This is a genomic window from Variovorax sp. FW301-JW7 (assembly GCF_058788795.1).
Genome location: NZ_JBYTBC010000003.1, coordinates 68,311 through 92,216 on the forward strand (window position 1 = coordinate 68,311; position 23,906 = coordinate 92,216).

Consider the following 23,906-nt stretch of genomic DNA (forward strand, 5'->3'; position numbering starts at 1 on the left):
CCACCGCCCACCCATGTCCGCCGATTCCTTCGTCCGCCGCGTTCGCAGCCAGCTCGACCAGTTGTCCGCGACCGAACGCCAGCTTGCCGATTTCGTCCTGGAGTTTCCCGGCGAGCTGGCCAGCTATGCGGGCAACGAACTGGCGGAGCTGGCGGGCGTGTCGCCCTCTACGGTGAGCCGTTTCATCCGGCGCATCGGCTACGAGAACTACGAAGAGGCGCGGCGCCAGGTGCGCGAAGAAAAGCAGACCGGCTCGCCGCTGTTCCAGAACGCGACCGAAGCCTCCAAGCGCGGCCACCTCGTGGCCACGCACTTCCAGCAATCGCAGGCCAACCTGGCGAGCACCTTCGAGCGCCTGAGCGACAAGCAGATGGCGGAGATCGTGAAGGCGATCATCGGCGCGGGGCAGGTGCTGATCTTCGGCACGCGCAGCAGCCACGCGTTCGCGCTGTACCTGCGCTGGCAGATCATCCAGGTGGTGCCGCGCGTCACGGCCATTCCGGGCCCCGGCGAGACGCTGGCCGAGCACCTGGCGGGGCTGGGCGAGCGCGACTGCGTGATCGTGTTCGGCACGCGCCGGCAGACGCGCCAGCTCGACACGCTGCTGGCGGGCGCGCAGCGCGTCGGCGCGAAGATCGTCTACATCAGCGACCGCGCCTCGCCCGATTTCGCGGGCGCCACCTGGTCGCTGCAATGCGACTGCCGCGGCCCGGGGCTGCTCGACAACCACGCGGCCGTGATGGGCGTGTGCGACCTGATCGCCACGATGGTGATCGAGGCCGCCGGCTCGGCCGGGCGCAAACGGCTGGCGGCGATCGAGCTGGGGCACGAGGAAAACGGCGAGCTCTGAGGGGGCGCCTTCGCGCGCCTGCGTGCGCTACTTCGGCTCGAGGATGGGGAGCGTGCCCTGCTTGTCCGCGATCGAGGTGCTTGCGCCCGAGGCAAGCAGTGCGTCCCAGAGCGCGCGTTTCGTTTCCAAGGTCGTGAAGGTCATGGGGCCGAGGCTTGCTGAAGGCACCAGATGCAGCGGCGTCTTCCCATCGGCGTCCGCTGCGTTCGGGTTGGCCCCCGCGGCCAGCAGCGCCCGCACCGCGCTCGGATCGGACCAGAGAACCGCCGCATGCAGCGCCGTTCGGCCGTGGCCGCCCGGGGCATCGAGTGCCAGGCGGTGCGACATCAGGAACCGCAGGTCCTCCGCCGACACCTCCGGCCCGCCGCGCCGGGCAGCGCACACGACCCACGCTTGCTGGGCTGCGGGTGACAGGTCGGCGAGCATCTGCGAAATCCGGATGCGCTGCATGGTGGCCCGGTCGATGAGGGGCCTCCATTCAAAAGGGGCACCGCACCACAAGGCGCGCGCGAAATCGCGCGACGCGGGTGTGCGGACATCGACGCGCGGCAGTGCCGCTGCCAGCGAAGCCTGCGCGTAGGGTGTGCCGAGGGCCGCGGCCATGAGTGCGGGCGACAGCACGTCGGGCACCGCGTCCGGTGAGGCCAGGGCTTGCAGTTGCCTGAGCAGGCCGTCGTCCTGCCGGTAGATGGCGAGCAACTGGTACTTCTGCAGGAACCGCGCGCGCAGGGCTGCGTCCTTGATGAGCGGCAGAAATTGCAGCGGCGTCATCGCATCCCATGCGTCGTGCGTCCGCGTCTGCGTGTCTCGCGGCGCAGCACTCGAAGCGATGCGCCGCCATGTGTCGAGCAGGCGAAAGCCGCTGGTGCCTGGCGTCTGGTCGTAGAGGCCCACGTACTCGATCTCCGCGCGGCGCTGCAGCGCCGCAGCCTGTCCCTCGAGTGGCCGGGTGGCCCCTTTCCCTTCCGTGTAGATCATCCGGGGCGGAACCCCGAGCTGGATCATGTGAAAGCGCGCCGCCGCCGCACGGCGCTCGCTCAGCGCGACCGGATCGGGCTCCGAGGCTTCGGCATGGCCCAGGATGATCATGACCTCGATCTGGCCCTGTTGATCGACCCGTTCCGCCAACTGCAGGAGCTTCTCCTGGCTGGCAGGCGTGATCGCGGTACCGCCCGGTTGAAACAGTGCATCGGCCGCCCCGATGATCTTGTTGCTCGAGGCCAGGGCCTGACTGCCACCCATGCAGGCGACGGCAACGAGAGCGCACTTCAAGATGGACAGGAGGTCGGGCTTTTTCATCAGGGCGCAGCCTACCGGGCGTTTGTGTCACCCGAAGGCAACTGCGCCTTCAACAACAGCGCCATCTCCTTCTTGCGCGCCGGCGGCAGCCGCGGCGTGATCGCGCCGAAGCTGATCGCCGCCAGCGTCGTGGCCGACGCCGCAAACGTGCGTCCCACGCCCGACACCCCTTCGGTGAGCGTGTCCACGATGTCCGCATGGCCCGCCGCGCGCGTGCGCTTCACGGCCTGCTTCATGCGCTCGCGGGTGAAGCCGGCCTGCGCGTACTCGGCCGTGTGGCGTTCGAGGATGCGGTCGATCTCGGCATCGGTGAGCGCGGCCATCAGCGCCAGCCCGCCCGCGCCCAGGCCGAGCAGGCGGCGCCCGCCGACGTCGGTGGTGAATACCTTCACCGGAAAGTGCCCCTCTTCGCGGTGCAGGCACACGCAGTAGTCGCCCTGGCGGATCACGAGGAACACGGTGTCGCCCGACATGCGCGCGAGCTTTTGCATGAGGGCGCGGCAAGAGTCCACCAGCGGCACGCGGCGCATCGAGGCAAAGCCCAGCTGCATGGCGTCGATGCCCAGGCGGTAGGCCTTGCCGTCGGGGTCGCGCTCGGCGAACTGCTCCTCGGCCAGGCACGACAGCAGGCGGTGCACGGTGGAGCGCTCCAGCCCCGAGGCGGCGATCACCTCGGTGAGCTTGATGCCTTCCTCGTGGTGCTCGGCCAGCAGGCGCAGCAGCTGCAAGGCGCGCCGCAGGCTCTGGGCGCCGGCGGTCTCTCTGGGTTCGTCCATATAGTGGGAAAAATTGGAATTAGTGTTTGGGATGCAGGAATTTCGAAGTCTAAACTGACCCCGCCCCAGACACCGACCCGGAGACACACGATGGCCTACGACACCCTCGAAATCGAACACCACGGCGCCGTGCGCCGCATCCTGCTGGCCCGCGACGCCCAGCGCAACGCCCAGAGCCAGCAGATGCTGGACGAGCTCATGGCCGCCTTCGACGACGCCGCGCGCGACGACACGGTGAACGCCGTGGTGCTCGGCGGCAAGGGCGCGCACTTCTCGGCCGGCCACGACCTCAAGCAGGCGCAGGCCGAGCGCGCGAACTTCACCGTGGAAGAGCGCTGGGCCTACGAAGAGCTGCGCTACTTCGACTACTCGATGCGCATCTGGGACTTTCCCAAGCCCACCATCGCGCAGGTGCAGGGCGCCTGCGTGGCGGGCGGCTTCATGATCGCCAACATGTGCGACCTGGTGGTCGCGGGCGAGTCGGCCTTCTTCAGCGACCCCGTGGGCCACACGCTGGGCGCGGCGGCCACCGAGGTGCTGATCCACCCCTGGGTGATGGGCGCGCGCAAGGCCAAGGAAATGCTCTACACCGGCGGCAAGCTGTCGGCGCAGGAGGCGCATGCCATCGGCATGGTGAACCGCGTCGTGCCCGATGCCGAGCTGGCCGACGCCGCACTGGCGCTCGCGCAGCAGATCGCCAAGGCGCCGCCGTTCGGGCTGCGGCTGATCAAGCGCTCGATCAACCGCACGCTCGACGCGCAGGGCCTGCGCACCGCATTGGCCGCGCACTTCGACACGCACCAGCTCTCGCACCTGAGCGAGGGCTTTCTCACGGCCCGCGACCGCGGCCTGGCCTCGGCCATCCAGAAGAACCCCGCCTCCGCCTGAACGATGACCTTGCACCGCCTCGAACCCCTGCTGAACCCGGCCTCCATCGCCGTGGTCGGTGCCAGCGGCAACGCCGCGCGCATCGGCGGCATGCCGCTCGCGCACCTCACGAAGTTTGGCTACCAGGGCGCGATCTACCCGATCAACCCGAAGTACGAAGAAGTCTTCGGCCTGCGCTGCTGGCCCGACCTCGAAGCACTGCCCGCCGCGCCCGACCTGGTGGTGCTCGCGCTGGCCGCGGCCGAGGTCACGCCGATGCTCAGGCGCTGCCAGGCGCGCGGCGTGCGCGCTGTCATCGTCTATGCCGCGGGCTTCGCCGAGGCCGGTGACGCGGGCGCCGCGTTGCAGGCCGAGCTGGAGGCTTTCGTGGCCACCACCGACATGGTGGTCGCGGGCCCGAACGCCATGGGTTTCGCCAACCTCAACACGCAGGCCCACACCAACTTCGCCTCGGTGTTCAACACCGCGCCGATGCAGCAGGGGCCGGGCCGCGTGAGCCTGCTCACGCAAAGCGGCAACGTCTGCGCTGCGGTGTACGCCATTGCGCGCCGGCTGGGCGTGGACTTCAGCCACTTCATCAACACCGGCAACGAAGCCTGCGTGGACTTCGCGCAGTACCTCGAGTACCTGGCGCAGGACGACGCCACCGAGGTGGGCATCGGCTACATCGAAGAGCTGCGCGACGGCCCGCGCTTCATGGAGGCCGCGGCCGAGTTCGTGCGGCGCGACAAGCTGCTCATCCTCTACAAGGCCGGCGAGACCGAGAAGGGCTCCGAGGCCGTGCGCTCGCACACCTCGGCGCTGGCGGGCGACCAGCAGATCTACCAGGCGGCGTTCCGCCAGCTCAACATCATCCAGAGCCACGACTTCGCGCAGATGGCGCAGCTCGCGCACCTGGCCGGCTACCGGCACCGCAGCGCGGGCAAGCGCGTGGCGATCATCACCATCTCGGGCGCGCTGGGCGCGATCCTGGCGGACAAGTTCATCGGCCAGGGGCTCGACGTGCCCACGCTGCCGCAGCCGCTGCAGGACCAGCTGCGCGCCGGCATTCCCGACTACGGCATGGTCTCCAACCCGGTCGACGTGACGGGCAACGTGGTGAACGACCCCGGCTTCGTGCGCACCGCGATGGAAGCGCTGGCGGTGTCCGACGCCATCGACGCCATCGTGGTCTACGCGCCGGGCTACATGCTCGACCGCATGGCCGACGACCTGTGCGCCGTGGCGGAGAAGCATCCGCGCCTGATCGTCGCCATCGACACCGGCGCAGCGAAGACGCGAGATCAGTTGCGCGCAGGCGGCGTGCCGGTGTTCGAGGACATCGGCGTGGCCGTGTCGGCGCTGTCGCCCTTCCTGCTGTGGCAGGAGCGGCGCAAGCACAACCCGTGGCTGCAGGTGCGCAGCCAGCCCGCGCCCGCGCGCGTCGCATTGGCGGGCCGCGCCGACGAGCACACCACCAAGCGCTACCTGGCCGAGTTCGGCGTGCAGCCGGTCGACGAGGCCGTGGTGCGTACGGCCGACGAAGCTGCGGCCGTGGCCGGGCGGCTGGGCTTTCCGGTCGTGCTGAAGGTGCTCAGCGCCGACATCGCGCACAAGACCGAAGCCGGCGGCGTGCGCCTGCGCCTGGGCAATGCGCAAGAGGTGCGCAAGGCCTTCGACGAAGTGATGGCCTCGGCACGCGCCTACGCGCCCACGGCGCAGATCGACGGCGCGCTGCTGCAGAAGATGGAAGCAGGGCAGGCCGAACTCATCCTCGGCGCCACGCGCGACCCGGTGTTCGGCATGACGCTGACCGTGGGCCTGGGCGGCGTGCTCACCGAGCTGTACAAGGACGTGAGCCACCGCGTGCTGCCGGTCGACGAAGCGATGGCGCGCGACATGCTGGGCGAGCTCAAGGCCTTTCCGCTGCTCACGGGCTACCGCGGCCGGCCGCTGGGCGACGTCGAGGCCGCGTGCCGCGCCATCGCCGGGTTTTCACGCGCCGTGCTGGCGCTGCAGGAACAGGCAGACGAGGTCGAGGTCAACCCACTGCTCGTGAAGGAACAGGGCCAGGGCGTGCGCGCGCTCGACGCGCTGGTCCTGGCTTCGTAGACACAACCACAACCATCGACAGAGACAGGAGACATCCCATGTTCAAGAAAGCACTGGCCTGCGTGGCCCTGGCAGCCGCCGCTTTGGCGGCCAGCACCGCCGTGGCGCAGACCTACCCGACCAAGCCCGTCACGCTCGTCGTGCCGTTCTCGCCCGGCGGCGCGGCCGACATCATGTCGCGCCTGCTCGCTGAGCGGCTGCACAAGCGCCTGGGCCAGCCCGTGCTGGTGGAGAACAAGCCCGGCGCCGGCACCATGATCGCGTCGGAGTACGTCGCCAAGGCCGCGCCCGACGGCCACACGCTGCTGCTCGCGGCTTCGTCGCTGGGCATTGCGCCGAGCCTGTACAGCAAGGTCAACTACGACCCGGTGAAAGACTTCGCGCCGGTCTCGCAGGTGGCCTCGGTGGTGCACGTGCTGGTGGTGCATCCGAGCATTCCGGCGAAGAACGTGGGCGAGCTGGTGAGCTGGCTCAAGGCCAACCCCAACAAGGCCAACTACGGCTCGGTGGGCGCGGGCACGTCGACGCACCTGGAGGCCGAGCTCTTCAACAGCGTGGCCGGCGTGAAGATGCAGCACATCCCCTACAAGGGCAGCGCGCCCGCGCTCACCGACATGATCGGCGGCCAGCTGCAGGTGATGTTCGATGCGTACGCGTCCTCGGGCCCCTTCATCAAGGACGGCAAGGTGCGCCTGCTGGCCGTGACCACGGCGCAGCGTTCGCAGTCGCTGCCCGACACGCCCACCGTCGCCGAGTCGGGCCTGCCGGGCTACGAAGCCATGCCGTGGCTCGGCGTGGTCGCACCGGCCAAGACGCCCGCAGCGGTCGTGAACAAGCTGCACGACGAGCTGCAGGAAGTGCTCAAGGAACCCGAGGTGAAGGACAAGTTCCGCAGCCTGGGCCTGGACATCATCGGCAACAAGCCCGAGGAGTTCGCCGCCTTCCTGCGCAAGGACATCGTCAAGTGGGCCAAGGTCATCAAAGACTCGGGCGCAAAGGCCGACTGACCTGCGCGATCCATCAGCAAGAACGAGAAAGCAGACAAGCATGCAAGTGGGTTACTCGGCGGAAGACGAAGCCTTCCGCCTCACGTTGCGCGACTGGTTCGAGACGCACTATCCGCGCTTCGTCGCGGCCTGGCCCGGCGGCGCGCCGGACGCCAACGAGCTGACCTGGCGTCGCGCCTGGGAAGACCACGTGTGCCAGGCCGGCTGGTCGGGCCTGGGCTGGCCCGAGGCCCACGGGGGCAAGGCCTGGCCGCTCACGCGGCAGGCCATCTTCCATGAGGAGCAGGCCCGCATCGGTGCGCCGCTGGGCGTGAACATCATCGGCCACGGCATCCTGGCGCCCACGCTGATCCACTTCGCGAGCGACGCGCAGAAGGCACGCTACTTGCCGGGAATCTTGAGCAACCGCGAGATCTGGTGCCAGGGCTACTCGGAGCCCGGCGCAGGCTCGGACCTTGCGGCGCTGTCCACGCGCGCCGAGCGGCGCGGCGACCACTACGTGCTCAACGGCCACAAGGTGTGGACCTCGTTCGCACACATTGCTGACCACTGCTTCGTGCTCGCACGCACCGACGCCACAGCTGCGCGCCACAAGGGCATCAGCTTCCTGCTGGTCGACATGAAGAGCCCCGGCGTGCGCGTGGAACCCATCCGCCAGATCACGGGCGAGTCGGACTTCAACGAGGTCTTCTTCGAGGACGTGAAGGTGCCGCTCGACGCGCTCGTGGGTGAAGAGAACGGCGGCTGGCGCCTGGCGATGGCCGCCGCGAGCTTCGAGCGCGGCACCTACTTCATTCCGCGCCAGGTGCGCTTCACGCAGGAGCTGGGCGCACTCACGCGGCTGGCGGCCGGCGTGCAAAGGGGCGGACGCCCCGCGCTCGACTGCCCGCACCTGCGGCGCGACCTCGCGCGGCTGGCGGTCGACAGCCATGTGCTCAAGCTCAAGTCGTACCGCGCGCTCACGCATGCGATGCGCGGCGGCCCGCCGGGCCCCGAAGGTTCGTCGACCAAGCTGCACTGGAGCGAGTCGCACCAGAAGCTGCTTGCCACCGCCATGGAAGTGCTCGGCGAGCGCGCGCTGGCCGGCCCCGAGCCCACGGGTGCCGACCCGCAGGCCGCGGCCTGGGTGCGCGACTACCTGTGGACGCGCGCCGAAACCATCCTGGCGGGCACCTCCGAAGTGCAGCGCAACATCCTGGCCGAGCAGATGCTGGGCCTGCCCAAGAACTGATTGAAGACGACGACACGACGACCGCCATGGATTTCGCATTGAACGACGAGCAGCAGATGCTGCACGCGTCGGCCCACCGCTTCTTCGCCGACCACCACCCGCTCGCGCGCGCACGGCGCGCCTTGCCCTGGACCGATGCCACGCAGCAGTCGCTGTGGGCCGACATGGCCGGCATGGGCTGGATGGCGCTGCTGGTGCCCGAGGCGCACGACGGTTTGGGGCTCGGCATGAGCGAGGCCTGCATCGTGGCCGAGGCCGCAGGCCAGCAACTGCTGAACCTGCCACTGGCCGGCAGCGCCGTGCTGTTGCCGTTGTGGCTGCAGGCCTGCGGCGACGCACCGCCCGAGTCGCTGCGAGACTGGGTGCGTGCGGCAATGGCGGGTGAGCGCGCCTTCCATTGCATCGCGCAGGACGATGCATGGATTGACCACGCGGGGCAGGCTTCCGATTTCGTGGTGGTGCAGGGCTGGCATGACGATGCCGTGCCGCTGCGCGTGGCGCTGCGGCCGATGCCCGAGGGCGCGGCATCCGATGCGCTCGATCCCACGTTGCGGCAAGCACCGGCGGCTCCCGCGCCGTCACTCGCGTGGGAGACGCTCCCCATCGCACCCGAGGCGCGTGCCCGCGTGCGCGCCGCCCACCGCGTCGCGCTGTCGGCGGAACTCGTCGGCGTCGCGCAGGCCGCACTCGACCTCGCCAGCGCCTACGCCCGCGAGCGCGTGCAGTTCGGCAAGCCCATCGGCAGCTACCAGGCCATCAAGCACCAGCTCGCCAACGCCTGGATGGGCGTGGACAACGCGCGCCTGGCCGTGCGCTACGCCGCTGCCGCACTCGACGGCGGCCTGCCTGACTGGCGTTTTGCCTGTGCCGCCGCCGAGTTCACGGCCATCGAAGGCGCGCAGCAGGCCACGCGCACGGCCATCCAGGTGCATGGCGGCATGGGCTTCACCTGGGAGCACGACGCGCACCTGTACCTCAAGCGCGCGCAGCACCTGGCGACGCGCCTGGGCGGTGCCTCGCGCGCGCTGGACCAGGTCGAGGCGCTGGCCTTGTCCTGAGCCGCCCCGCGCCGGTGCGCGAACGCCCGCGGCAGGTGCGCCTGCCGCGGGCGTTCGTGCGTTCGGGCCCGACATCCGGCCTTCAAGAGGGGAAAACACCCGGCATGCCGCTTGCTTGAGCTTGCTTCTGAATGAAATTTGAATTTCAACTATTTGAAGTAGGTGAAATCCATATGCCATTCAAACGCGATGCCGCCTACGATGCGATCCGCGACACCGGGCTGCACCGCGCAAGCAAGCACTTCATTCCTTCTCAAGGGGTTTTTCCATGGCTGGACCTGCACTCTCCTCCGGGCCCGACTCGCCCCGCGTCGCGGAGCTCGATCGCGCGCTCGACACCATCGGCGTCACGCGCTCGCACCACACGATCATTTTCCTGATCCTCATCGGCTGCCTGTTCGATGCCTTCGAGCAGAACGCGGTCGGCATCGTCGGCCCGATGCTGCGCGAGCAGTGGGGGCTGAGCGCGTCGGACATCGGCTTCCTGAACACTGTCACCTTTGCCTGCGCGGCCATCGGACGGATCATTTCGGGCTTCATCGCCGACCGCTACGGCCGCCGCGTGATGCTGTCGATCGACTTGCTGCTGTTCACGCTCGGCGCGGGCATCTGCGCGATGGCGCCCAACTTCACGGTGATGGCGCTGGGCCGCGCGGTGGTGGGCTTCGGGCTGGGCGGCGAGATCGCCATTGCGGTCACCATGCTGGCCGAGTTCTGCTCGACCAAGTTCCGCGGCACGGCCGTGGGGATGGTCAACGTGGGCGCCGGCGGGCTCGGCAACTTCCTCGCACCGGGCTTCGGCCTGCTGGTGTTCTGGATGTTCCCGGGCGACAACGCCTGGCGCTGGCTGTTCGCCTGCCTCATGGTGCCGGCGCTGCTGGGCGCCTTCTACCGTCGCTACATCCCCGAGACGCCGCGCTTCCTGCTGTCACAAGGCCGCGTGAAGGAAACGAACGCAGTGCTGTCGCGCCTCGCCTCGGGGCGGCTGTCGGGCAAGGCGGCAGCGCCGCATCCCTACATCACCGACGATGGCACGCTCGCGCAGGCCGCCCGGCCGAAGGTGCGCGTGACCGAGATCTTCCGGGGCGCATTGGCGCGGCGCACGGTGCCGCTGTGCATCACGATCTGGATGACCTACGGCGCGCAGATCTCGGTGCTCACGCTGATGCCGACCATCCTCGTGACGCTGGGCTACAGCATGTCCAAGAGCCTGCTGTTCACGATGGTGATGCAGGGCGGCAGCCTGCTGGGCGCCATTGCGGCCTCGCTGCTGGGCTTTCACTTTCCGCGCAAGCGCGTGCTGACGGCCGGCGCCGTGTGCGCCTGCCTCGCGGCGCTGACCATCGGCTTCGTCGCCAAGAGCATCGTCGTGATCCTCATTGCGGGTGCGGTGTTCCAGTTCTTCGTACTGCTGCTGAACACCACCATCTGGATCTTCGCGCCCGAGCTGTACCCGACGCGCGTGCGCGCCTTCGGCACGGCTTTCATCCTCGCCACGGGCACGGCGGCCGGTGCGCTGATGCCGCTGGTGGCGGGGCGCCTGTTCGACAGCTTCGGGCTGGTCGGCGTGTTCGGCCTGGCCGCCGCGATGTATGCGGTGTTCGTCGCCAGCGTGCAGTGCGTGCCCGAGACCTACGGCCAGTCGCCCGATGCGCTGCCGTTGCCCGGCGAAGCCGAGGCGGAAGACCGCGCACCGGGCGCGACGCTGGCCCGCTCGAACTGAACCGCGCAACGAACGATCTCCAAAGAAAGCGTTTTTCCGCATGCCCGACATCCTGCTCATCAACCCCAACGCGTCCGTCGCCACCACCGACATGATGGTCGGCATCGCGTCCGCCGAAGCGCCCGCCGGCTGCCGCGTGACCGGCCGCGCCGCGGTGCAGGGCCCGCCGATGATCGTCAACGAAGACGAGCTGAACGCGGCCGCGCACGAGGTGCTGAAGGTGTGGCGCGCGGCGGCGGGCGAGGGCTGGGACGGCGTGATCGTCAGCGCCTTCGGCGACCCCGGCGTGGCGCTGCTGCGGCGCGAGGCCGGCGTGCCCGTGGTCGGCATCGCCGAAGCCTCGATGCTCGCGGCGGGCGAGGGTGGGCGGCGCTTCGGCATCGCCACCGTCACGCCCGACCTCGTGGCGCCCATCGAAGCGCGCGCCACCGCGCTCGGGCTGCGCGCGCAGTTCAGCGGCATCCGCCTCACGCAGGGCGATCCGCGTGCGCTCGCGGCCGATGCGAAGGCACTCGAAGAAGCGCTGGCGCAGGCCGTGCAGCGCTGCATCGACGACGACGGCGCGCAGGCCGTGATCATCGGTGGCGGTCCGCTCGGACAGGCCGCGCTCGCGCTCGCACCGCGCTTCGAGGTGCCGGTGATCGCACCGATCGGTGCCGCGATGCGACTGCTGTGTTCGAAGCTCGCGGTCACACCGTGAGACGATGGTCGCGGCGGTGAGAGGCGAGGCGTTTTGGCGATGAACGCCTTCTAGAATCAAACGACACACTTGTCCGCAAACATCGGGCAAGCCGCATCGTTCGTTTTCTTTCTTGCATGCCTCACCTTCGACCGCGTTCCGCTTTCCTCGCTTTTCTTCTCCTCTCTTCCCTCGGCGCCGTCGCACAAACCGCGACACCCCAGCTGGTCCTCGTGCCGCATCACGAGCGCGCGCCGGAAACATCCAACGCCCCCGCACTCGACCTTGCCGTGACGCGCTTCGCGGGCATGGCCTCGGGCTCCTACTACTGGCCCGAAGGCCTGCTGGCCGAGCAACTGATCTCGGGCCTGGCCTCGCGCTCCGACCGCAAGCAGCAGGCGCTGCCTGACGGCCAACGACTGCTTTCGTCGTACCGCCGGCCCTACGGCGGCAGCGAGCGCGCCGCCGTGCTGGTCGACGACCGCAGTGGCGACGTGCTGGCCGCCGCGCTGGTGCATCGCAGCTGCGGCAAGGACTCGTCGTCCTCCGGCTGCCTCGACGACCAGCACGCGGTGCTCTCGGTCTTCCTGCGCCCCGGCTTCGATCGCGCCAAGGCGCAGCCGCTGGTCGCATGGAGCCAGCAGGTGCCCGAGAGCCTGCAGGGCGGCGAGGGCGTGGGCGAGAAGATCGCCACGACCGAGTACGTCACGATGGACGCCGCGCGCACCACGGCGCGTCCCATCGTGCGGCCCAACAAGGCTTTCTCCGCGCAGGTGCCGCTGTACCCCAAGGCGCTGATCTACGGCACCGCGCAGGACGCGCTGAGCGACGCCAAGGCCAAGCGCGTGCTGCGCCTGCAGACCGTCGACACGCCGGAGCAGGTGCTGGCGTTCTACAAGCAGCTGTCGCCGCCGCTGAAGGACATCGAGTCCGGCGACGGCTTCATCGTCGGCAGCCGCAACGGCCTGCGCTTCTCCGTCGAAACGACGGTCCCGCGCGACATGCCCGCGATCACGAACATCGAACTGGAAATTTCCGAATGAAGAAGACATTGATTCAGTCGGCGCTCGCGTCGCTGGTGTTCGCCTGCGCGCTCACCGCCCACGCACAAGACGCTGCGGCGCCCGTCACGACGGAACTGCCGCCGCCCGCGCTGCGCCTGAGCGAGCAGACACGTATCCGCAGCGCCGTGATCGGCCTGGTCGGCTACGCGCGCGGCAGCTACACCGAGCCCGACACGCTGATCGCGCAGCAACTGCTCGAAGGCATGCGCTCGAAGTTCGACGTCACGCGCACCGTGTGGCCCGACGGCCGCCAGGTCATTGCATCGGTCAGCGGCGGCGGCCACGGCGAAGAGCGCGCGGCGATGCTGATCGACGCCGACGGCCGCGTGCAGGCGGTGGGGCTGGTCAACGGCCATTGCCGTGCGGCTGAGAAGCGCGACGACCCCAAGGTGTGCAACCCCTTGCCGCAGACCGTGCTGTCGGTCTTCCAGCATGCGGGTGCCAGCCAAGCCGATGCTGCGCCGCTCGTGGCCTGGAGCAAGCAGCTGCCGTCGTTCCTCGCGGCCATGGCCGAGAGCGACGATCCGGCGGACGTGGCCGCTGCGCAGAAGATCGCCAGCGTCGAATACATCACCGGCCAGCCGGGCGTGCCGGGCTGGCGCGCCGAGCAGCTGCCGCCGGGCTTCCCGGCGTCGTTGCATCCGCTGCTGGTGCAGACGGCCGAGGTGAACAGCACCGCCAGCGCCGGCAAGATCGTGCTGCCCAAGGGGCTGGCCGGCCTGCCGATGCGCACGGCCTACCAGAGCGCCCAGCGTCCCGAGGCGCGGCTGCCCGACGCCGAGGTCACGCTGCGCAGCTACGAGCCGATCGCCAAGCTGGTCGACACCTACCGCGAACTCGCCAAGGGCGCGACGCTGGACGAAGAGGGCCGCGAGGTCGTCTTCAACGGCACCGACGGCGCGGGCCGCTACAGCGTGCGCCTGCGCGACGCGAAGGAAACCGGCGTGTTCATCACCGTGGCGAGCTGGAAGCGCAAGTAGCCGCGCCCTGCGTTGCATGGCCCTTTGCGGGGCGGATGTCAATCGGAGGATTCTTGCCGCCCCCCTGCGATGACACCGAGGCGGGCGGGGCAGGGTGCTCACGAGAATCGATGCATGACCCTGGCCGTCAGAGCCCGCCGCATCCACCTCGAGGAGACAACCACCATGCACCGCTCCCGTTCTCTCGCAGGCCTCGTTCGCCTGCTGCTTCGCACCACGGTCCTGTGGGCGCTCGCGATGCTCGCGGCGCCCGCGCTGGCCGCCTACAACCAGAGCCTCACGCGCACGCTGGACGCCGGCCAGATCTACGGCAAGGTCGCAGCCAACAACACGCACGCCTTCCTGGGCATTCCCTTCGCGCAGCCGCCCGTCGGCAACCTGCGCTGGCGCGCCCCGCAGCCGCCGCAACCCTGGAGCGGCGCGCGTGCCGTGACCACGCTGGCCGGCATGTGCGCGCAGGTCGGCAACCCCTTCGGCGAGCCCGACCCGGCCACCTTCGGCCAGCCGGTGGGCACCGAAGACTGCCTGTACCTGAACGTGTGGCGGCCGAACTCCAGCGCCGAGAACCTGCCGGTGTTCTTCTGGATTCACGGCGGCAGCAACACCAAGGGCTCGGCGCGCGAGCCGGCCTACGACGGCGCCTACCTGGCGCAGAAGGCCAACATGGTGGTGGTCACCGTGCAGTACCGCATGGGCATGCTGGGCTGGCTGAACCACCCGGCCATGAAGACCGGCAACGCGCTGGACGACTCGGGCAACTTCACCACGCTGGACCTCGTGCGCGCGCTCGACTGGGTGAAGGCCAACGCGCGTGCCTTCGGCGGCAACCCCGGGCAGGTGACGGTGGCGGGCCAGTCGGCCGGCTGCATCAACACCTGGGGCCTGCTGCAGTCGCCGCTGGCCGACGGCAAGTTCCACCGCGCGCTGTGCATGTCGGGCGTGCCCAATGCGTACCCGCCGGTGGTGGGCACGCTGGCGGCCGACTCGCTCATCGACAACCTGCTGGTCGACACCGGCCGCGCCTCGACCACGCTGCAGGCCGCGGCGCAGCGCGTGACCATGAGCGCCGCCGACATCGCCGCCCTGCTGCGCGGTGCGAGCGCGGCGCAGATCATGAAGTTCACGCCCAGCCCCGTGGTGCCGGGCCACTTCACCGACGGCACCGTGATCCGCGCGAGCGGGCTGCCCGGGCTGCTGGCGGGCAACTACAACAAGATGCCGCTGATGATCGGCTCCACGCACGACGAGGGCTCGTACTTCGCCTTCCTGTTCGGCATGGGCCAGCCCACGCAGCAGGAGCTGTGGAACCTGACCAACTACGCGGCGCCCGGCAGCGTCACCTTCAACCAGCTGATCAAGCCCGAGTTCCGGCCGATCTACACGCAGACGCACGAAGTGATCAGCTACGCGCTGGACAACGTGATCGACAACGTGATCCGCGTGCTGCGCCTGCAGAACGGCGACATCTACCGCTACAACTACAACTGGGACGACACGCCGCAGCCCTGGAAGGACACCTTCGGTGCGTTCCACGGCATCGACGTGGCGGCGCTGTTCGGCAACTTCGTGACCGACGAGCCGAACTTCATGCGCTTTGCCTGGAGCCCCGCGAACGCCAGCAGCCGCAAGGCGCTGTCGGACAAGTTCATCGGCCACGCGGCGAGCTTCGCCCGCTACGGCGCACCGAGCCGCATGTTCGATGGCCAGACGACCTGGAACAACTGGACCAACTTCGTGTGCCTGCTGTGCAGCAAGCGCATGATCTTCGACAACCAGCCGCGCATGTCGGCCGACGACTACCTGTTCTTCTGGCCGCGTTATTCGCTGCTGTCGCCGCAGCAGCGGGAGTTCCTGTTCCAGCAGATCGATTTCAACGCGCTGCCCGATTCGGTCGATCCGCTGCGCAACGGCACTCGCTGAGTTCCTGAAAAATCCAGCTACTGGATGATCCCGTGCCGCACGGCATAGAGCACCAGCTCCGCCGTGCTGGCCACGCCCAGCTTGTCGAGGATGTTGCTGCGGTGCGTGCTCACGGTCTTCACGCTGATGAGCATCTCGTCGCCGATGGCGGTGAGCGACAGGCCCTTGAGCATCATCCCCATGATCTGGTGCTCGCGCACCGTGAGCCGCTGGTGCGCGGGGCGGTCGTCGCGGCCCTCGAGCTGGCCGCTGACCTGCGAGGCGGCGCGCGCGCTCAGGTACTGGCCGCCCGCCGCCACGCAGCGGATCGCGCGCACCAGCTCGGCGGGCTCCGCGTCTTTGGCGATGTAGCCGCGCGCGCCGGCCTGGATGGCGACCAGCGCGTACTGTTCCTCGGCGTACATCGACAGCATGAGCACCGGCAGCGCGGGCTGCAGCGCGCGGATCGAGGCCAGCACTTCCAGGCCGTTGCGGCCTTCCATGTTGATGTCCAGCAGCACCACGTCGAAACGGCGCTGGCGCACCAGCTCGAGCGCCTCGGCACCGTTGCCGGCCTCGGCCGTGGTGCGCAGGTCGGTCTCGTCGAGCAGCAGCCGCTGCAGGCCCGAGCGGAAGATCGTGTGGTCGTCGACCATCAGGATGTCGATCATGCGGGGCCGTTCTCCTGGTGCAGCGGCACGCTCAATGCGAGCCGCGTGCCCGCACCGGGTGCCGAGCGGATGTGCAGCTCGCCGCCGATCTCGCGCGCGCGTTCGCGCATGCTCAAGAGGCCCAGCGCGCTGCCCTCGGGGGCATCGGCGTCGAAGCCGCAGCCGTCGTCGTGCAGCGCGAGCTGCAGGCGCTCGCGGTCCACGCGCAGCCGCACGTCGACGCGTTGTGCCTTCGAGTGGCGCGAGATGTTGGTCAGGCCTTCCTGGAAGATGCGGTAGACCGCCGTGGCGTGCTTGGGTGCGAGGCGCAGTGCGGGTGCGTCGGTGTCCAGCGCATGGGGCACGCCGGAGCGGCGCGTGAAAGCCTGCAGCTCGTTCGCGAGCGCCACCGACAGGTCGAGATGGTCGAGTGCGCTGGGGCGCAGTGCTTCGGACATCTGCTTGACCGTGTCGATGGTCTGCTGCGTGAGCGCGATCAGGTCCTGCGTGAGTGCCTGCACCTCGGGGTTGTCGGCGCGGCGCTGGATGCGCGTGACGTCCATCTTGATCGAGGTCAGCATGCCGCCGAGCACGTCGTGCACATCGCGCGAGAGTGCCAGCCGTTGCTCTTCGAGCTTGTTGGCGGTGTAGGCGGCCAGGGCCTGCAGCTGTTCGCGCGAGCGCTGGCGTTCTTCTTCGTTGCGCAGGCGGTCGGTCACGTCGACGCCCACGCCCATCACGGCCGGTTGTCCCCGGTAGGTGATGCGCGAGCCATGGACCTCGATGAAGCGCACGCGGCCGTCGCGGTGCAGGCCGCGCGTGATGAAGTGCATGCTCGGTGGCTGCCCCGCCAGCCGGGCGCGCACGCGCGAGCGCACCACCTCCAGGAAGTCGGGCGGCACGAGGCGGTCGAGCGACATGCCGATCGCTTCTTCCACGGTGTAGCCCACGATGCCGGCCCAGGTTGCGTTGCAGTACACGAAGCGGTCGTCCTGGATCACGTAGATGCCCGCGACCATCTGTTCGACGATGGCGTCGAAGGGAATGTCCGGCTGGCGCTCGGGTGAGGGATCGGTCATGGGGCAGGCGGTGGCGCGCTGCATGATAGGTCGCGGGCCACGCCACGCAGCCCGCGCCCGAGGGTTTGCGAGCAGCAGGGTTCCCCGTAGCGCCGGCCGGAAATGTCCGATGGCCGCCGCGTGCGGTGCGCCGCCAAGATCGGGGCCCGCCTGCTTCAGGCTGCCCCACGGCCGGCGACGCCGGCAAGGACGACACGACGATGGTCTACCGCTGGCTTGCGCCTCTGCTCCTCATGCTCCTGGGCCTGCCGGGCCGCGCCGACGAGATCGTGGTGGGGCAGTCGCTGCCGCTGAGCGGGCCGCTCGGCGAGGCCGGGCGCAACGTGAAGGACGGCATCGACGCCTACCTGGCGCGCGTGCAGCGCGAGGGCCTGCTCGGGCGCCACAAGCTGGTGTGGCGCGCGCTGGACGACGGCTACTCGGTGGAGCGCCACACGCAGAACATCCGCCAGCTCGTGGTGCAGGACAAGGTCGATGCGCTGGGCCTGTCGGCCGGCACCTCGCACATCGACGCGGCCTACCCGACGATGCGCGAAGCGGGCACGCCGCTGATCGGCGCGATGACCGGCGCCTCGGCGCTGCACGGCGCGCAGCGCGCGCTCATCTACCACCTGCGCGCAAGCTACGCCGACGAGGTGCGCCAGCTGGTCGCGCAGGCGGTGTCGGTGCGGCAGCGGCGCGTGTTCGCGGTCTGGCAGGACGACGGGCTGGGGCGCGACGCCTTTGCGGCGCTCGAGATCGCGCTGCGCGGTGCGGGCATCGAACTCGTGGGGCAGCAGGGCGTGGCGTTGGCGCAGATGGACGGCGCCGCGCTGGCCGCGAGCGTGCGCGCGGCGAAGCCCGATGCGCTGTTCGCGCTGTGCGTGACGCCGTGCGGGGTGAAGCTGCTGTCGGGGTTGGCGGCGGAGAGTGGCATCGCACGGCCGACGCCGTACATGCTCTCGATCGTCAACGGCGAAGTGCTCGCCAAGAGCGTGGGGCCGGCGGCGCGCGGTACCGTGATCTCGCAGGTCATGCCGAACCCGCGGCTGGCGACTTCGCCGCTGGTGCAGCGCTACCAGCAGGACATGCGCAGCCACATGGGCCGCGACGAGTTCAGCTACTTCTCGCTGGAAGGGTACGTGGTGGCGATGGTGACGGTGGAGGCAGCGCGCACCGCGCTGGCCGCTTCACCACGCCGCTCGATGCAGGACGCCATGAAGCTGATGCTGCGGCGTGAGATCGAGGGGATTCCGGTGTCGAGTGGCGACGACCCTGGGGTGCGCCCGCATCCGGTGACGTTGTCGATGATCGGCAACGGAGGGCGGCTCATTCACTGAAGGCGCGAATAAACCTACTGCGCGTCCCGATCTCGCATCTGCGGTCCTCACCGTACGGGTGTACGGTTCCGGTCCTCGATGCGACCTCGGGCCGCTCGCTACGGTTTCTTCACGCCTTCAGAGACCGTGCCGCCCGGGAGAAAGATCAGCCGATCTCTGCGATCAGTTCGATCTCGACGCAAGCGCCCATCGGGATCTGCGCCACGCCGAAGGCGCTGCGTGCATGCGCGCCCTTTTCGGGGCCGAACACTTCGGCGAAGAACTCGCTGGCGCCGTTGGTCACCAGGTGCTGTTCGGTGAAGGTGCCGACCGAGTTCACGAGGCTCATCACCTTGACGATGCGCTTGACCTTGTTGAGGTCGCCCACGGCCGCGTGCAGCGTGCCGAGCAGGTCGATGGCGATGGCGCGTGCGGCCTGCTTGCCTTCGTCGGTGCCGATGTTGGCGCCGAGCTGGCCGACCCAGACCTTGCCGTCCTTCTTGGCGATGTGGCCCGACAGGAACACGAGGTTGCCGGTCTGCACGAAGGGCACGTAGGCGGCGGCAGGTGCGGACACCGGGGGCAGGGAAATGCCGAGGCTGGAAAGCTTGTCGTAAACGCTCATGGAGACTCCTGATCTGGGGATGATGATGACGATGACGGGGGTGATTGTGTCTGTGTTTGCGCCGCCGACGCCGGCAGCTGCACCACTTCCCCCACGGGTTGCACGGTCACGCCGACATGCAGCGTGTGGCGCGCGCCGCCATGCAGCACGCCGCGCATCGGCGAGACGTCGGAGTAGTCGCGCCCGATGGCGAGCGTGACGTAGTCCTCGCCGGGCTGGCGGCCGTTGGTGGGGTCGAAGTCGGCCCAGTCACCGACGCTCTCGGGGCCTTCGCCCTCGCCGGGCAGGTACACCGACACCCACGCATGCGAGGCGTCGGCGCCGACCAGGCGCGGCTGGCCCGGTGGGGGCTGCGTGAGCAGGTAGCCGCTCACGTAGCGCGCCGGCAGGCCCATGGCGCGAAAGCACGCGATGAGGATGTGGGCGAAGTCCTGGCACACGCCCTTGCGCTGCGCCAGGGCTTCGACGGCGGGGGTGTTGATCTCGGTGCTGTCGGCGTCGTAGGCGAAGTCGCGGTACATGCGCTCGGTGAGGTCCATCGCCACGTCGAAGGTGGGACGCTCGGGCACGAAGCTGGCGCGCGCGTAGGCAACGAAGTCGTCGTGACGCGGCACATACGGCGAGGGAAACACGAACTCCGAAGCGGGGTCGAAGGGCGCGTCCTTGCGAAAGCGGAAGCGCTCGCGCACGGTCTCCCAGGGCAGCTCGCGTGCCACGGCGGGCGAGAGCACGGGCTCCGACGTTTTCACCACGCTCTCGGCCGTGACGATGAGGTGGTCGTGCGTGCTTTCGAGCGCGAAGAAGGCGCGCGTGTTGCCGTACAGGTCGGGCACCTCGTTGCGTTGCGCGGGCGCGGGGTCGATCGTGAGCTGGTGGCTCACGAGCTCCTGCGAGGCGGTGGCCAGCGGGCGCAGGTGGGCCAGGTGCTGCGCCGTCTCGACCGCCGGCGCGTACGCGTAGCGCGTTTCGTGGGTGACGTGCAGCAGCATCGCGCGGCTCGCTGTTTACTTGGACTCGGCGCCGAAGTGCGAGGCGTAGATCTTCGCGTAGGTGCCATCGGCCTTGATGTCGGCCAGGCCCTTGTCGATCTTCGCCAGCAGCTCGGCGTTGCCCTTCTTCACGGCGATGCCGTACTGCTCGGTCGAGAAGCCGGCGTCGCTCACGGTCTTGAAGCCGCCGCCCGGGTTGTTGGCCAGGTAGTGGGCCACCACGCCGTTGTCGGCCACCACGGCCTGCACGCCGCCGGCCTCGAGTTCCTTGAGCGCCAGCGGCGTCGATTCGAAACGCTTGATGTCGGTGCTCGACTTGCCCAGCAGCTTGCCCACCACCTCGTCGCCGGTGGTGCCATTCTGCACGCCGACCTTGAGCTTCTTGATGTCGTCGAACTTCGCGACCGTCGAATCGCTCTTCACCGCGATGAGCTGGCGGGCCTCGAAGTAGGGCTGCGAGAAGTCCATCGTCTGGCGGCGCTCTGGCGTGATCGTGATGGCCGATACCAGCAGGTCGCGGTCGCCCAGCTCGAGCGTGTTGAAGATGCCTTCCCACGGCGTGTTGACGAACTTCACCTCGATGCCGGCCTTCTGCGCGACGGCCTTCACCACGTCGATGTCGAAGCCCACGACCTCGCCCTTTTCGTTCTGCGATTCGAAGGGCGTGTAGGCCGCGTCGGTGCCCACGACCAGCACGCGCGGTGCGGCAGCGGGCGGCGGTGCCGAAGCGGCCGCGGGCGCGGCGGGTTCTTGCTTGCCGCAGCCGGCGAGCGCGAGGCCGACCAGGAGGCTGGCGGCGGTCAGGGTGAGACGACGATGGATGAACATGAAGAGCCTTCCGATTTGTTTGTTCGTGGAACGCCGCAGAACCGGCTTTGCCGGGCTGCAGGCGTTGCCCCCGGCGAGGGGGAGTGCGAAGCGACACGAAGTGCGCGCAGCATGGGGGAGTACCGGTTCATGCGCCGACGGAGCGCAGCGATTCGGACGTGAGCGTGAAGTAGCGCGTGCCGATGGCGTCCGACACGTGGTACGCGGCCGTCTCGCAGGTGGCGAGCAGCTCGACCAGCGCGGGGTAGTCGGCGCCGGGGCCGGCCGCGCACAGGTGTTCGAGCGTCCAGGTGGCGGGGTCGGGCAGCTCGTACGACAGGGCGGTGAGCTTGCCCGGCGCGCTGCCCGCGAGCCGTGCGATGCGCCCGCGCAGCGTCTGCGTGACCCAGGCCAGCGAGCGCGGGTTCTCGGCGTCGAGCACCAGCAGGTCGACCAGCGTGGCGACGTCGCGGCGCTGCTGGTAGCGGGCATGGAAGGTGATGGTGCTGTCGAACAGCGCCACCATCGCCTCGAAGCCGCTCACCTCGTGCACGGCGCCGTTGGCAAAGCCGGCCTCGAGCGCGCTCGAGAGAAAGCCCAGTCGCTCGATGTGGCGGCCGATCGACAGCAGCCGCCAGGCGTCGTCGCGCGTCATGCGGTCGGTCTGCGCGCCGGTCATGGCGGCCAGCGCGGTGCTGGCGGATTCGAGTGCGCGCAAGGCGGCGCTGGCGGCAAAGCTGCCTTCGCCGGCCTGCTCGGCCGCGCGCCGCAGGAAGTCGCTTTCGGCGCGCACGATCTGGTTCCAGTTGTCCTGCGACAGCCGTTCGCGCACGGCCGCCGCGGCCTGCCGGATGCTGCGCAGGCTGTAGCCGACGCTGCCGCCGTGGTCGACGTCGCCCAGCTCGGCGATCAGTGCGCGCTCGAACACGCGGCGCGACTGCGGCGCGCTCGGCGCCTCGGCCGGCACGAGCGCGTTGCGCACCGCCATGCGGTGCAGCCATTCGAGCAGCGGGCGCGAGGACTGGTCTTCGCTGCCCAGCAGATTGAGCGTGAGGCGCGCCAGACGCACCGCGTTCTCGGCGCGCTCGGTGTAGCGGCCGAGCCAGAACATGTTCTCGGCCGCGCGGCTGGTGACCGGCGCGCGGTGCCGCGCGAGCGAGGCCGGCGTGGCGTGCGGTTGCAGCAGCGTGGTGCGGTCGACCTCGCCGTGCGTCTGCACCCAGACGTCGGCGCTGCTGCCGCCGCGCTGCATCGAGGCGATCTGTGCGTCGGGGCCCGCCAGGCGCGCCAGCCCGCCGGGCAGCACGCGCCACGACTGCGGGCCGTCGCTCACTGCGAACACGCGCAGCATCAGCGCGCGAGGCGCGATGTGGCCGGGGCCGAGGTCGCTGGCCCAGGTCGGCATCTGCGACAGCGGCAGGTAGCCCTGCACCGTGTGGACGTCGCCCTCGCGCACGATACGGCCGGCCCATTCGTCGATTTCACGGCGGCCTAGCTGGCTGCCGAACACGGCGTCGAAGCTGGAGCGCCCCTGGAAGCCGGGGTAGGTCGGCTTGATGGCGCTCTCGCCCAGCTGCGGCAGCACGGCCTCGAGCGAGGCGCGTTCACCGCACCACCAGGTCGGTAGCGCCGGCAGCTTGAGCTTCTCGCCGATGAGCCGCAGCGCCAGCCCCGGCAAAAAACCCAGCAGCGCGGGCGATTCGAGGAAGGCCGAGCCCGGCATGTTGGCCACCAGCAGGTTGCCCGCGCGGATCGCCTGCAGCAGGCCGGGCACGCCGAGCGTGGAGTCGGGGCGCAGCTCCAGCGGGTCGAGGAACTGGTCGTCGAGCCGCTTGATGAGGCCGTGCACCGGGCGCAGGCCCTGCAGCGTCTTCAGGTACAGGCGCTGGTCGCGCACCGTGAGGTCGCTGCCCTCGACCAGCGTCAGGCCGAGGTAGCGCGCCAGGTAGGCGTGCTCGAAGTAGGTCTCGTTGTACGGGCCGGGCGTGAGCAGCGCGATGTGCGGCGGCGAGCCCGAGGGGCACATGCGCTGCAGGCCTTCCATCATGGCGCTGTAGGTGGCGGCCAGCCGCTGCACCTGCAGCGCCTCGAAGGCCTGCGGAAACTGCCGCGTGATCGCGAGGCGGTTCTCCAGCAGGTAGCCCAGGCCCGACGGTGCCTGCGTGCGCTGCGAGACCACCCACCAGTTGCCGTCGGGGCCGCGCGCGAGGTCGAAGGCGGCGATGTGCAGCCAGGTGTCGCCCGCCGGCTTCACGCCGTGCAGCGCGCGCAGGTAACCGGGGTGGCCGCGCACCAGCGCCGGCGGCAGCAGGCCTTCGGCCAGCAGCTGCTGCGGGCCGTAGGCGTCGGCCATCACGCGGTCGAGCACGCGCACGCGCTGCTGCACGCCGGCCTCGATCTGGGCCCAGCTCTCGGGCGAGACGATCAGCGGGAACAGGTCGAGCGACCACGGCCGTTGCGGGCCGTTGGCGTCGGCGTACACGTTGTAGGTGACACCGTTGTCGCGGATCTGCCGCTCCAGGCTGACCGCGCGCCGCGGCAGGTCGTTGATGCCGCCGGGGCCGAGCTGTTCGAAGAAGGCGTTCCAGGCGGGGGTGAGCGGGGGCTGGTCGCTGGACGGGGAGGACTCCTGTCCTTGCGACTGCGACTGGGAGGACGAGGGGGACTGTGACTGGGATTGCGATTGCGATTGCGACTGGGTCGGTCGTTCCTCGGCGGCGTCGTACAGCAGCGGGGCCGCGGCGGGCGCCGGGGCCGCGCCCGACACCGGCCGCGAGGGCGCCGCGGGCGTCGCCTGTCCCCGCAATTCGTCGAAATGCCCAGGCAGGGCCGCCGGCGCGAGCGAAGACGCCAGGGCCGCCGGATGCTCCGGGGCCTGGGCGTCGAACAGGGATTCGTTCAGGGGTTCCACAG

At 69.6% G+C, this 23,906-nt stretch carries 20 protein-coding genes; 12 read left to right on the forward strand and 8 right to left on the reverse strand.

From position 1 onward, the window contains the following. The first annotated feature begins 13 nt into the window (after nt 1–13). Entirely contained in the window at nt 14–850 is an 837-nt protein-coding gene (locus AC3WQM_RS08820) for a MurR/RpiR family transcriptional regulator (protein ID WP_062480494.1), read from the forward strand. A gap of 27 nt (nt 851–877) precedes the next feature. Here the strand turns inward: AC3WQM_RS08820 and AC3WQM_RS08825 are convergent, their stop codons facing one another. Further along, a complete protein-coding gene (locus tag AC3WQM_RS08825; protein WP_492678042.1) occupies nt 878–2,149 on the reverse strand; it encodes an OmpA family protein in 1,272 nt (423 codons plus the stop codon). Between the two features lie 11 nt (nt 2,150–2,160). Continuing rightward, nucleotides 2,161–2,925: an IclR family transcriptional regulator gene (locus AC3WQM_RS08830; protein WP_070059492.1), complete on the reverse strand. Its 765-nt coding sequence runs from the start codon at nt 2,923–2,925 to the stop codon at nt 2,161–2,163. 90 nt (nt 2,926–3,015) lie between these two features. On the opposite strand from AC3WQM_RS08830, the gene AC3WQM_RS08835 reads away from it, so the two are divergent. From AC3WQM_RS08835 to AC3WQM_RS08880, 10 genes are all read left to right on the forward strand, one after another. Beyond that, nucleotides 3,016–3,813 carry an enoyl-CoA hydratase gene (locus AC3WQM_RS08835; protein ID WP_070059491.1) on the forward strand — a complete coding sequence of 266 codons (798 nt, stop codon included), beginning with the start codon at nt 3,016–3,018 and terminating at the stop codon, nt 3,811–3,813. Nucleotides 3,814–3,816: 3 nt separating this feature from the next. Next, nucleotides 3,817–5,904 (forward strand): acetate--CoA ligase family protein, encoded by a 2,088-nt coding sequence (locus AC3WQM_RS08840; protein WP_492678044.1) that lies wholly within the window; start codon nt 3,817–3,819, stop codon nt 5,902–5,904. A gap of 38 nt (nt 5,905–5,942) precedes the next feature. Then, nucleotides 5,943–6,911: a tripartite tricarboxylate transporter substrate binding protein gene (locus AC3WQM_RS08845; protein WP_492678046.1), complete on the forward strand. Its 969-nt coding sequence runs from the start codon at nt 5,943–5,945 to the stop codon at nt 6,909–6,911. A gap of 40 nt (nt 6,912–6,951) precedes the next feature. After that, nucleotides 6,952–8,142, forward strand: a complete 1,191-nt coding sequence (locus AC3WQM_RS08850) for an acyl-CoA dehydrogenase family protein (RefSeq protein ID WP_492678048.1) — start codon at nt 6,952–6,954, stop codon at nt 8,140–8,142. Nucleotides 8,143–8,168: 26 nt separating this feature from the next. Further along, entirely contained in the window at nt 8,169–9,200 is a 1,032-nt protein-coding gene (locus AC3WQM_RS08855; RefSeq protein WP_492678050.1) for an acyl-CoA dehydrogenase family protein, read from the forward strand. A gap of 268 nt (nt 9,201–9,468) precedes the next feature. Then, the gene (locus AC3WQM_RS08860) at nt 9,469–10,923 is read left to right on the forward strand and encodes an MFS transporter (protein ID WP_492678052.1); all 1,455 of its coding nucleotides are present in this window, start codon (nt 9,469–9,471) and stop codon (nt 10,921–10,923) included. A gap of 40 nt (nt 10,924–10,963) precedes the next feature. Then, nucleotides 10,964–11,623 (forward strand): aspartate/glutamate racemase family protein, encoded by a 660-nt coding sequence (locus AC3WQM_RS08865; RefSeq protein ID WP_492678054.1) that lies wholly within the window; start codon nt 10,964–10,966, stop codon nt 11,621–11,623. A 212-nt stretch (nt 11,624–11,835) separates the two neighbouring features. Beyond that, on the forward strand, nt 11,836–12,645 hold the full coding sequence (locus AC3WQM_RS08870) for a hypothetical protein (protein WP_492678056.1): 810 nt from the start codon (nt 11,836–11,838) through the stop codon (nt 12,643–12,645). Beyond that, on the forward strand, nt 12,642–13,646 hold the full coding sequence (locus AC3WQM_RS08875) for a hypothetical protein (protein ID WP_492678058.1): 1,005 nt from the start codon (nt 12,642–12,644) through the stop codon (nt 13,644–13,646). Before AC3WQM_RS08870 ends, AC3WQM_RS08875 begins: the two co-directional genes overlap by 4 nt. Nucleotides 13,647–13,811: 165 nt before the next feature. Continuing rightward, nucleotides 13,812–15,566 (forward strand): carboxylesterase/lipase family protein, encoded by a 1,755-nt coding sequence (locus AC3WQM_RS08880; protein ID WP_492678060.1) that lies wholly within the window; start codon nt 13,812–13,814, stop codon nt 15,564–15,566. A 17-nt stretch (nt 15,567–15,583) separates the two neighbouring features. Here AC3WQM_RS08880 and AC3WQM_RS08885 read toward each other — a convergent pair whose 3' ends face one another. Both AC3WQM_RS08885 and AC3WQM_RS08890 read right to left on the reverse strand, forming a co-directional pair. Then, a complete protein-coding gene (locus AC3WQM_RS08885) occupies nt 15,584–16,216 on the reverse strand; it encodes a response regulator (protein WP_307694114.1) in 633 nt (210 codons plus the stop codon). Continuing rightward, a complete protein-coding gene (locus tag AC3WQM_RS08890; protein ID WP_492678062.1) occupies nt 16,213–17,274 on the reverse strand; it encodes a sensor histidine kinase in 1,062 nt (353 codons plus the stop codon). Before AC3WQM_RS08890 ends, AC3WQM_RS08885 begins: the two co-directional genes overlap by 4 nt. 125 nt (nt 17,275–17,399) lie before the next feature. Here AC3WQM_RS08890 and AC3WQM_RS08895 point away from each other — a divergent pair, with 125 nt between their 5' ends. Then, the gene (locus tag AC3WQM_RS08895; RefSeq protein WP_492678064.1) at nt 17,400–18,593 is read left to right on the forward strand and encodes an ABC transporter substrate-binding protein; all 1,194 of its coding nucleotides are present in this window, start codon (nt 17,400–17,402) and stop codon (nt 18,591–18,593) included. A gap of 145 nt (nt 18,594–18,738) precedes the next feature. Here AC3WQM_RS08895 and AC3WQM_RS08900 read toward each other — a convergent pair whose 3' ends face one another. The 4 genes from AC3WQM_RS08900 to AC3WQM_RS08915 form a co-directional block, all read right to left on the reverse strand. After that, the gene (locus AC3WQM_RS08900; protein WP_062476784.1) at nt 18,739–19,197 is read right to left on the reverse strand and encodes a RidA family protein; all 459 of its coding nucleotides are present in this window, start codon (nt 19,195–19,197) and stop codon (nt 18,739–18,741) included. Continuing rightward, nucleotides 19,194–20,186, reverse strand: coding sequence for a transglutaminase family protein (locus AC3WQM_RS08905; protein WP_492678066.1), 993 nt, complete (start codon nt 20,184–20,186; stop codon nt 19,194–19,196). Before AC3WQM_RS08905 ends, AC3WQM_RS08900 begins: the two co-directional genes overlap by 4 nt. Nucleotides 20,187–20,201: 15 nt before the next feature. Further along, on the reverse strand, nt 20,202–21,014 hold the full coding sequence (locus AC3WQM_RS08910) for a basic amino acid ABC transporter substrate-binding protein (protein ID WP_492678068.1): 813 nt from the start codon (nt 21,012–21,014) through the stop codon (nt 20,202–20,204). 127 nt (nt 21,015–21,141) lie between these two features. Continuing rightward, nucleotides 21,142–23,904 (reverse strand): circularly permuted type 2 ATP-grasp protein, encoded by a 2,763-nt coding sequence (locus AC3WQM_RS08915; protein ID WP_492678070.1) that lies wholly within the window; start codon nt 23,902–23,904, stop codon nt 21,142–21,144. Nucleotides 23,905–23,906 lie beyond the last annotated feature (2 nt).

Coding starts and splice junctions, on each gene's coding strand:
- AC3WQM_RS08820 (WP_062480494.1), top strand. CDS start 14: ATGTCCGCCGATTCCTTCGTCCGCCGCGTTCGCAGCCAGCTCGACCAG.
- AC3WQM_RS08825 (WP_492678042.1), bottom strand. CDS start 2,149: ATGAAAAAGCCCGACCTCCTGTCCATCTTGAAGTGCGCTCTCGTTGCC.
- AC3WQM_RS08830 (WP_070059492.1), bottom strand. CDS start 2,925: ATGGACGAACCCAGAGAGACCGCCGGCGCCCAGAGCCTGCGGCGCGCC.
- AC3WQM_RS08835 (WP_070059491.1), top strand. CDS start 3,016: ATGGCCTACGACACCCTCGAAATCGAACACCACGGCGCCGTGCGCCGC.
- AC3WQM_RS08840 (WP_492678044.1), top strand. CDS start 3,817: ATGACCTTGCACCGCCTCGAACCCCTGCTGAACCCGGCCTCCATCGCC.
- AC3WQM_RS08845 (WP_492678046.1), top strand. CDS start 5,943: ATGTTCAAGAAAGCACTGGCCTGCGTGGCCCTGGCAGCCGCCGCTTTG.
- AC3WQM_RS08850 (WP_492678048.1), top strand. CDS start 6,952: ATGCAAGTGGGTTACTCGGCGGAAGACGAAGCCTTCCGCCTCACGTTG.
- AC3WQM_RS08855 (WP_492678050.1), top strand. CDS start 8,169: ATGGATTTCGCATTGAACGACGAGCAGCAGATGCTGCACGCGTCGGCC.
- AC3WQM_RS08860 (WP_492678052.1), top strand. CDS start 9,469: ATGGCTGGACCTGCACTCTCCTCCGGGCCCGACTCGCCCCGCGTCGCG.
- AC3WQM_RS08865 (WP_492678054.1), top strand. CDS start 10,964: ATGCCCGACATCCTGCTCATCAACCCCAACGCGTCCGTCGCCACCACC.
- AC3WQM_RS08875 (WP_492678058.1), top strand. CDS start 12,642: ATGAAGAAGACATTGATTCAGTCGGCGCTCGCGTCGCTGGTGTTCGCC.
- AC3WQM_RS08880 (WP_492678060.1), top strand. CDS start 13,812: ATGCACCGCTCCCGTTCTCTCGCAGGCCTCGTTCGCCTGCTGCTTCGC.
- AC3WQM_RS08885 (WP_307694114.1), bottom strand. CDS start 16,216: ATGATCGACATCCTGATGGTCGACGACCACACGATCTTCCGCTCGGGC.
- AC3WQM_RS08890 (WP_492678062.1), bottom strand. CDS start 17,274: ATGACCGATCCCTCACCCGAGCGCCAGCCGGACATTCCCTTCGACGCC.
- AC3WQM_RS08900 (WP_062476784.1), bottom strand. CDS start 19,197: ATGAGCGTTTACGACAAGCTTTCCAGCCTCGGCATTTCCCTGCCCCCG.
- AC3WQM_RS08905 (WP_492678066.1), bottom strand. CDS start 20,186: ATGCTGCTGCACGTCACCCACGAAACGCGCTACGCGTACGCGCCGGCG.
- AC3WQM_RS08910 (WP_492678068.1), bottom strand. CDS start 21,014: ATGTTCATCCATCGTCGTCTCACCCTGACCGCCGCCAGCCTCCTGGTC.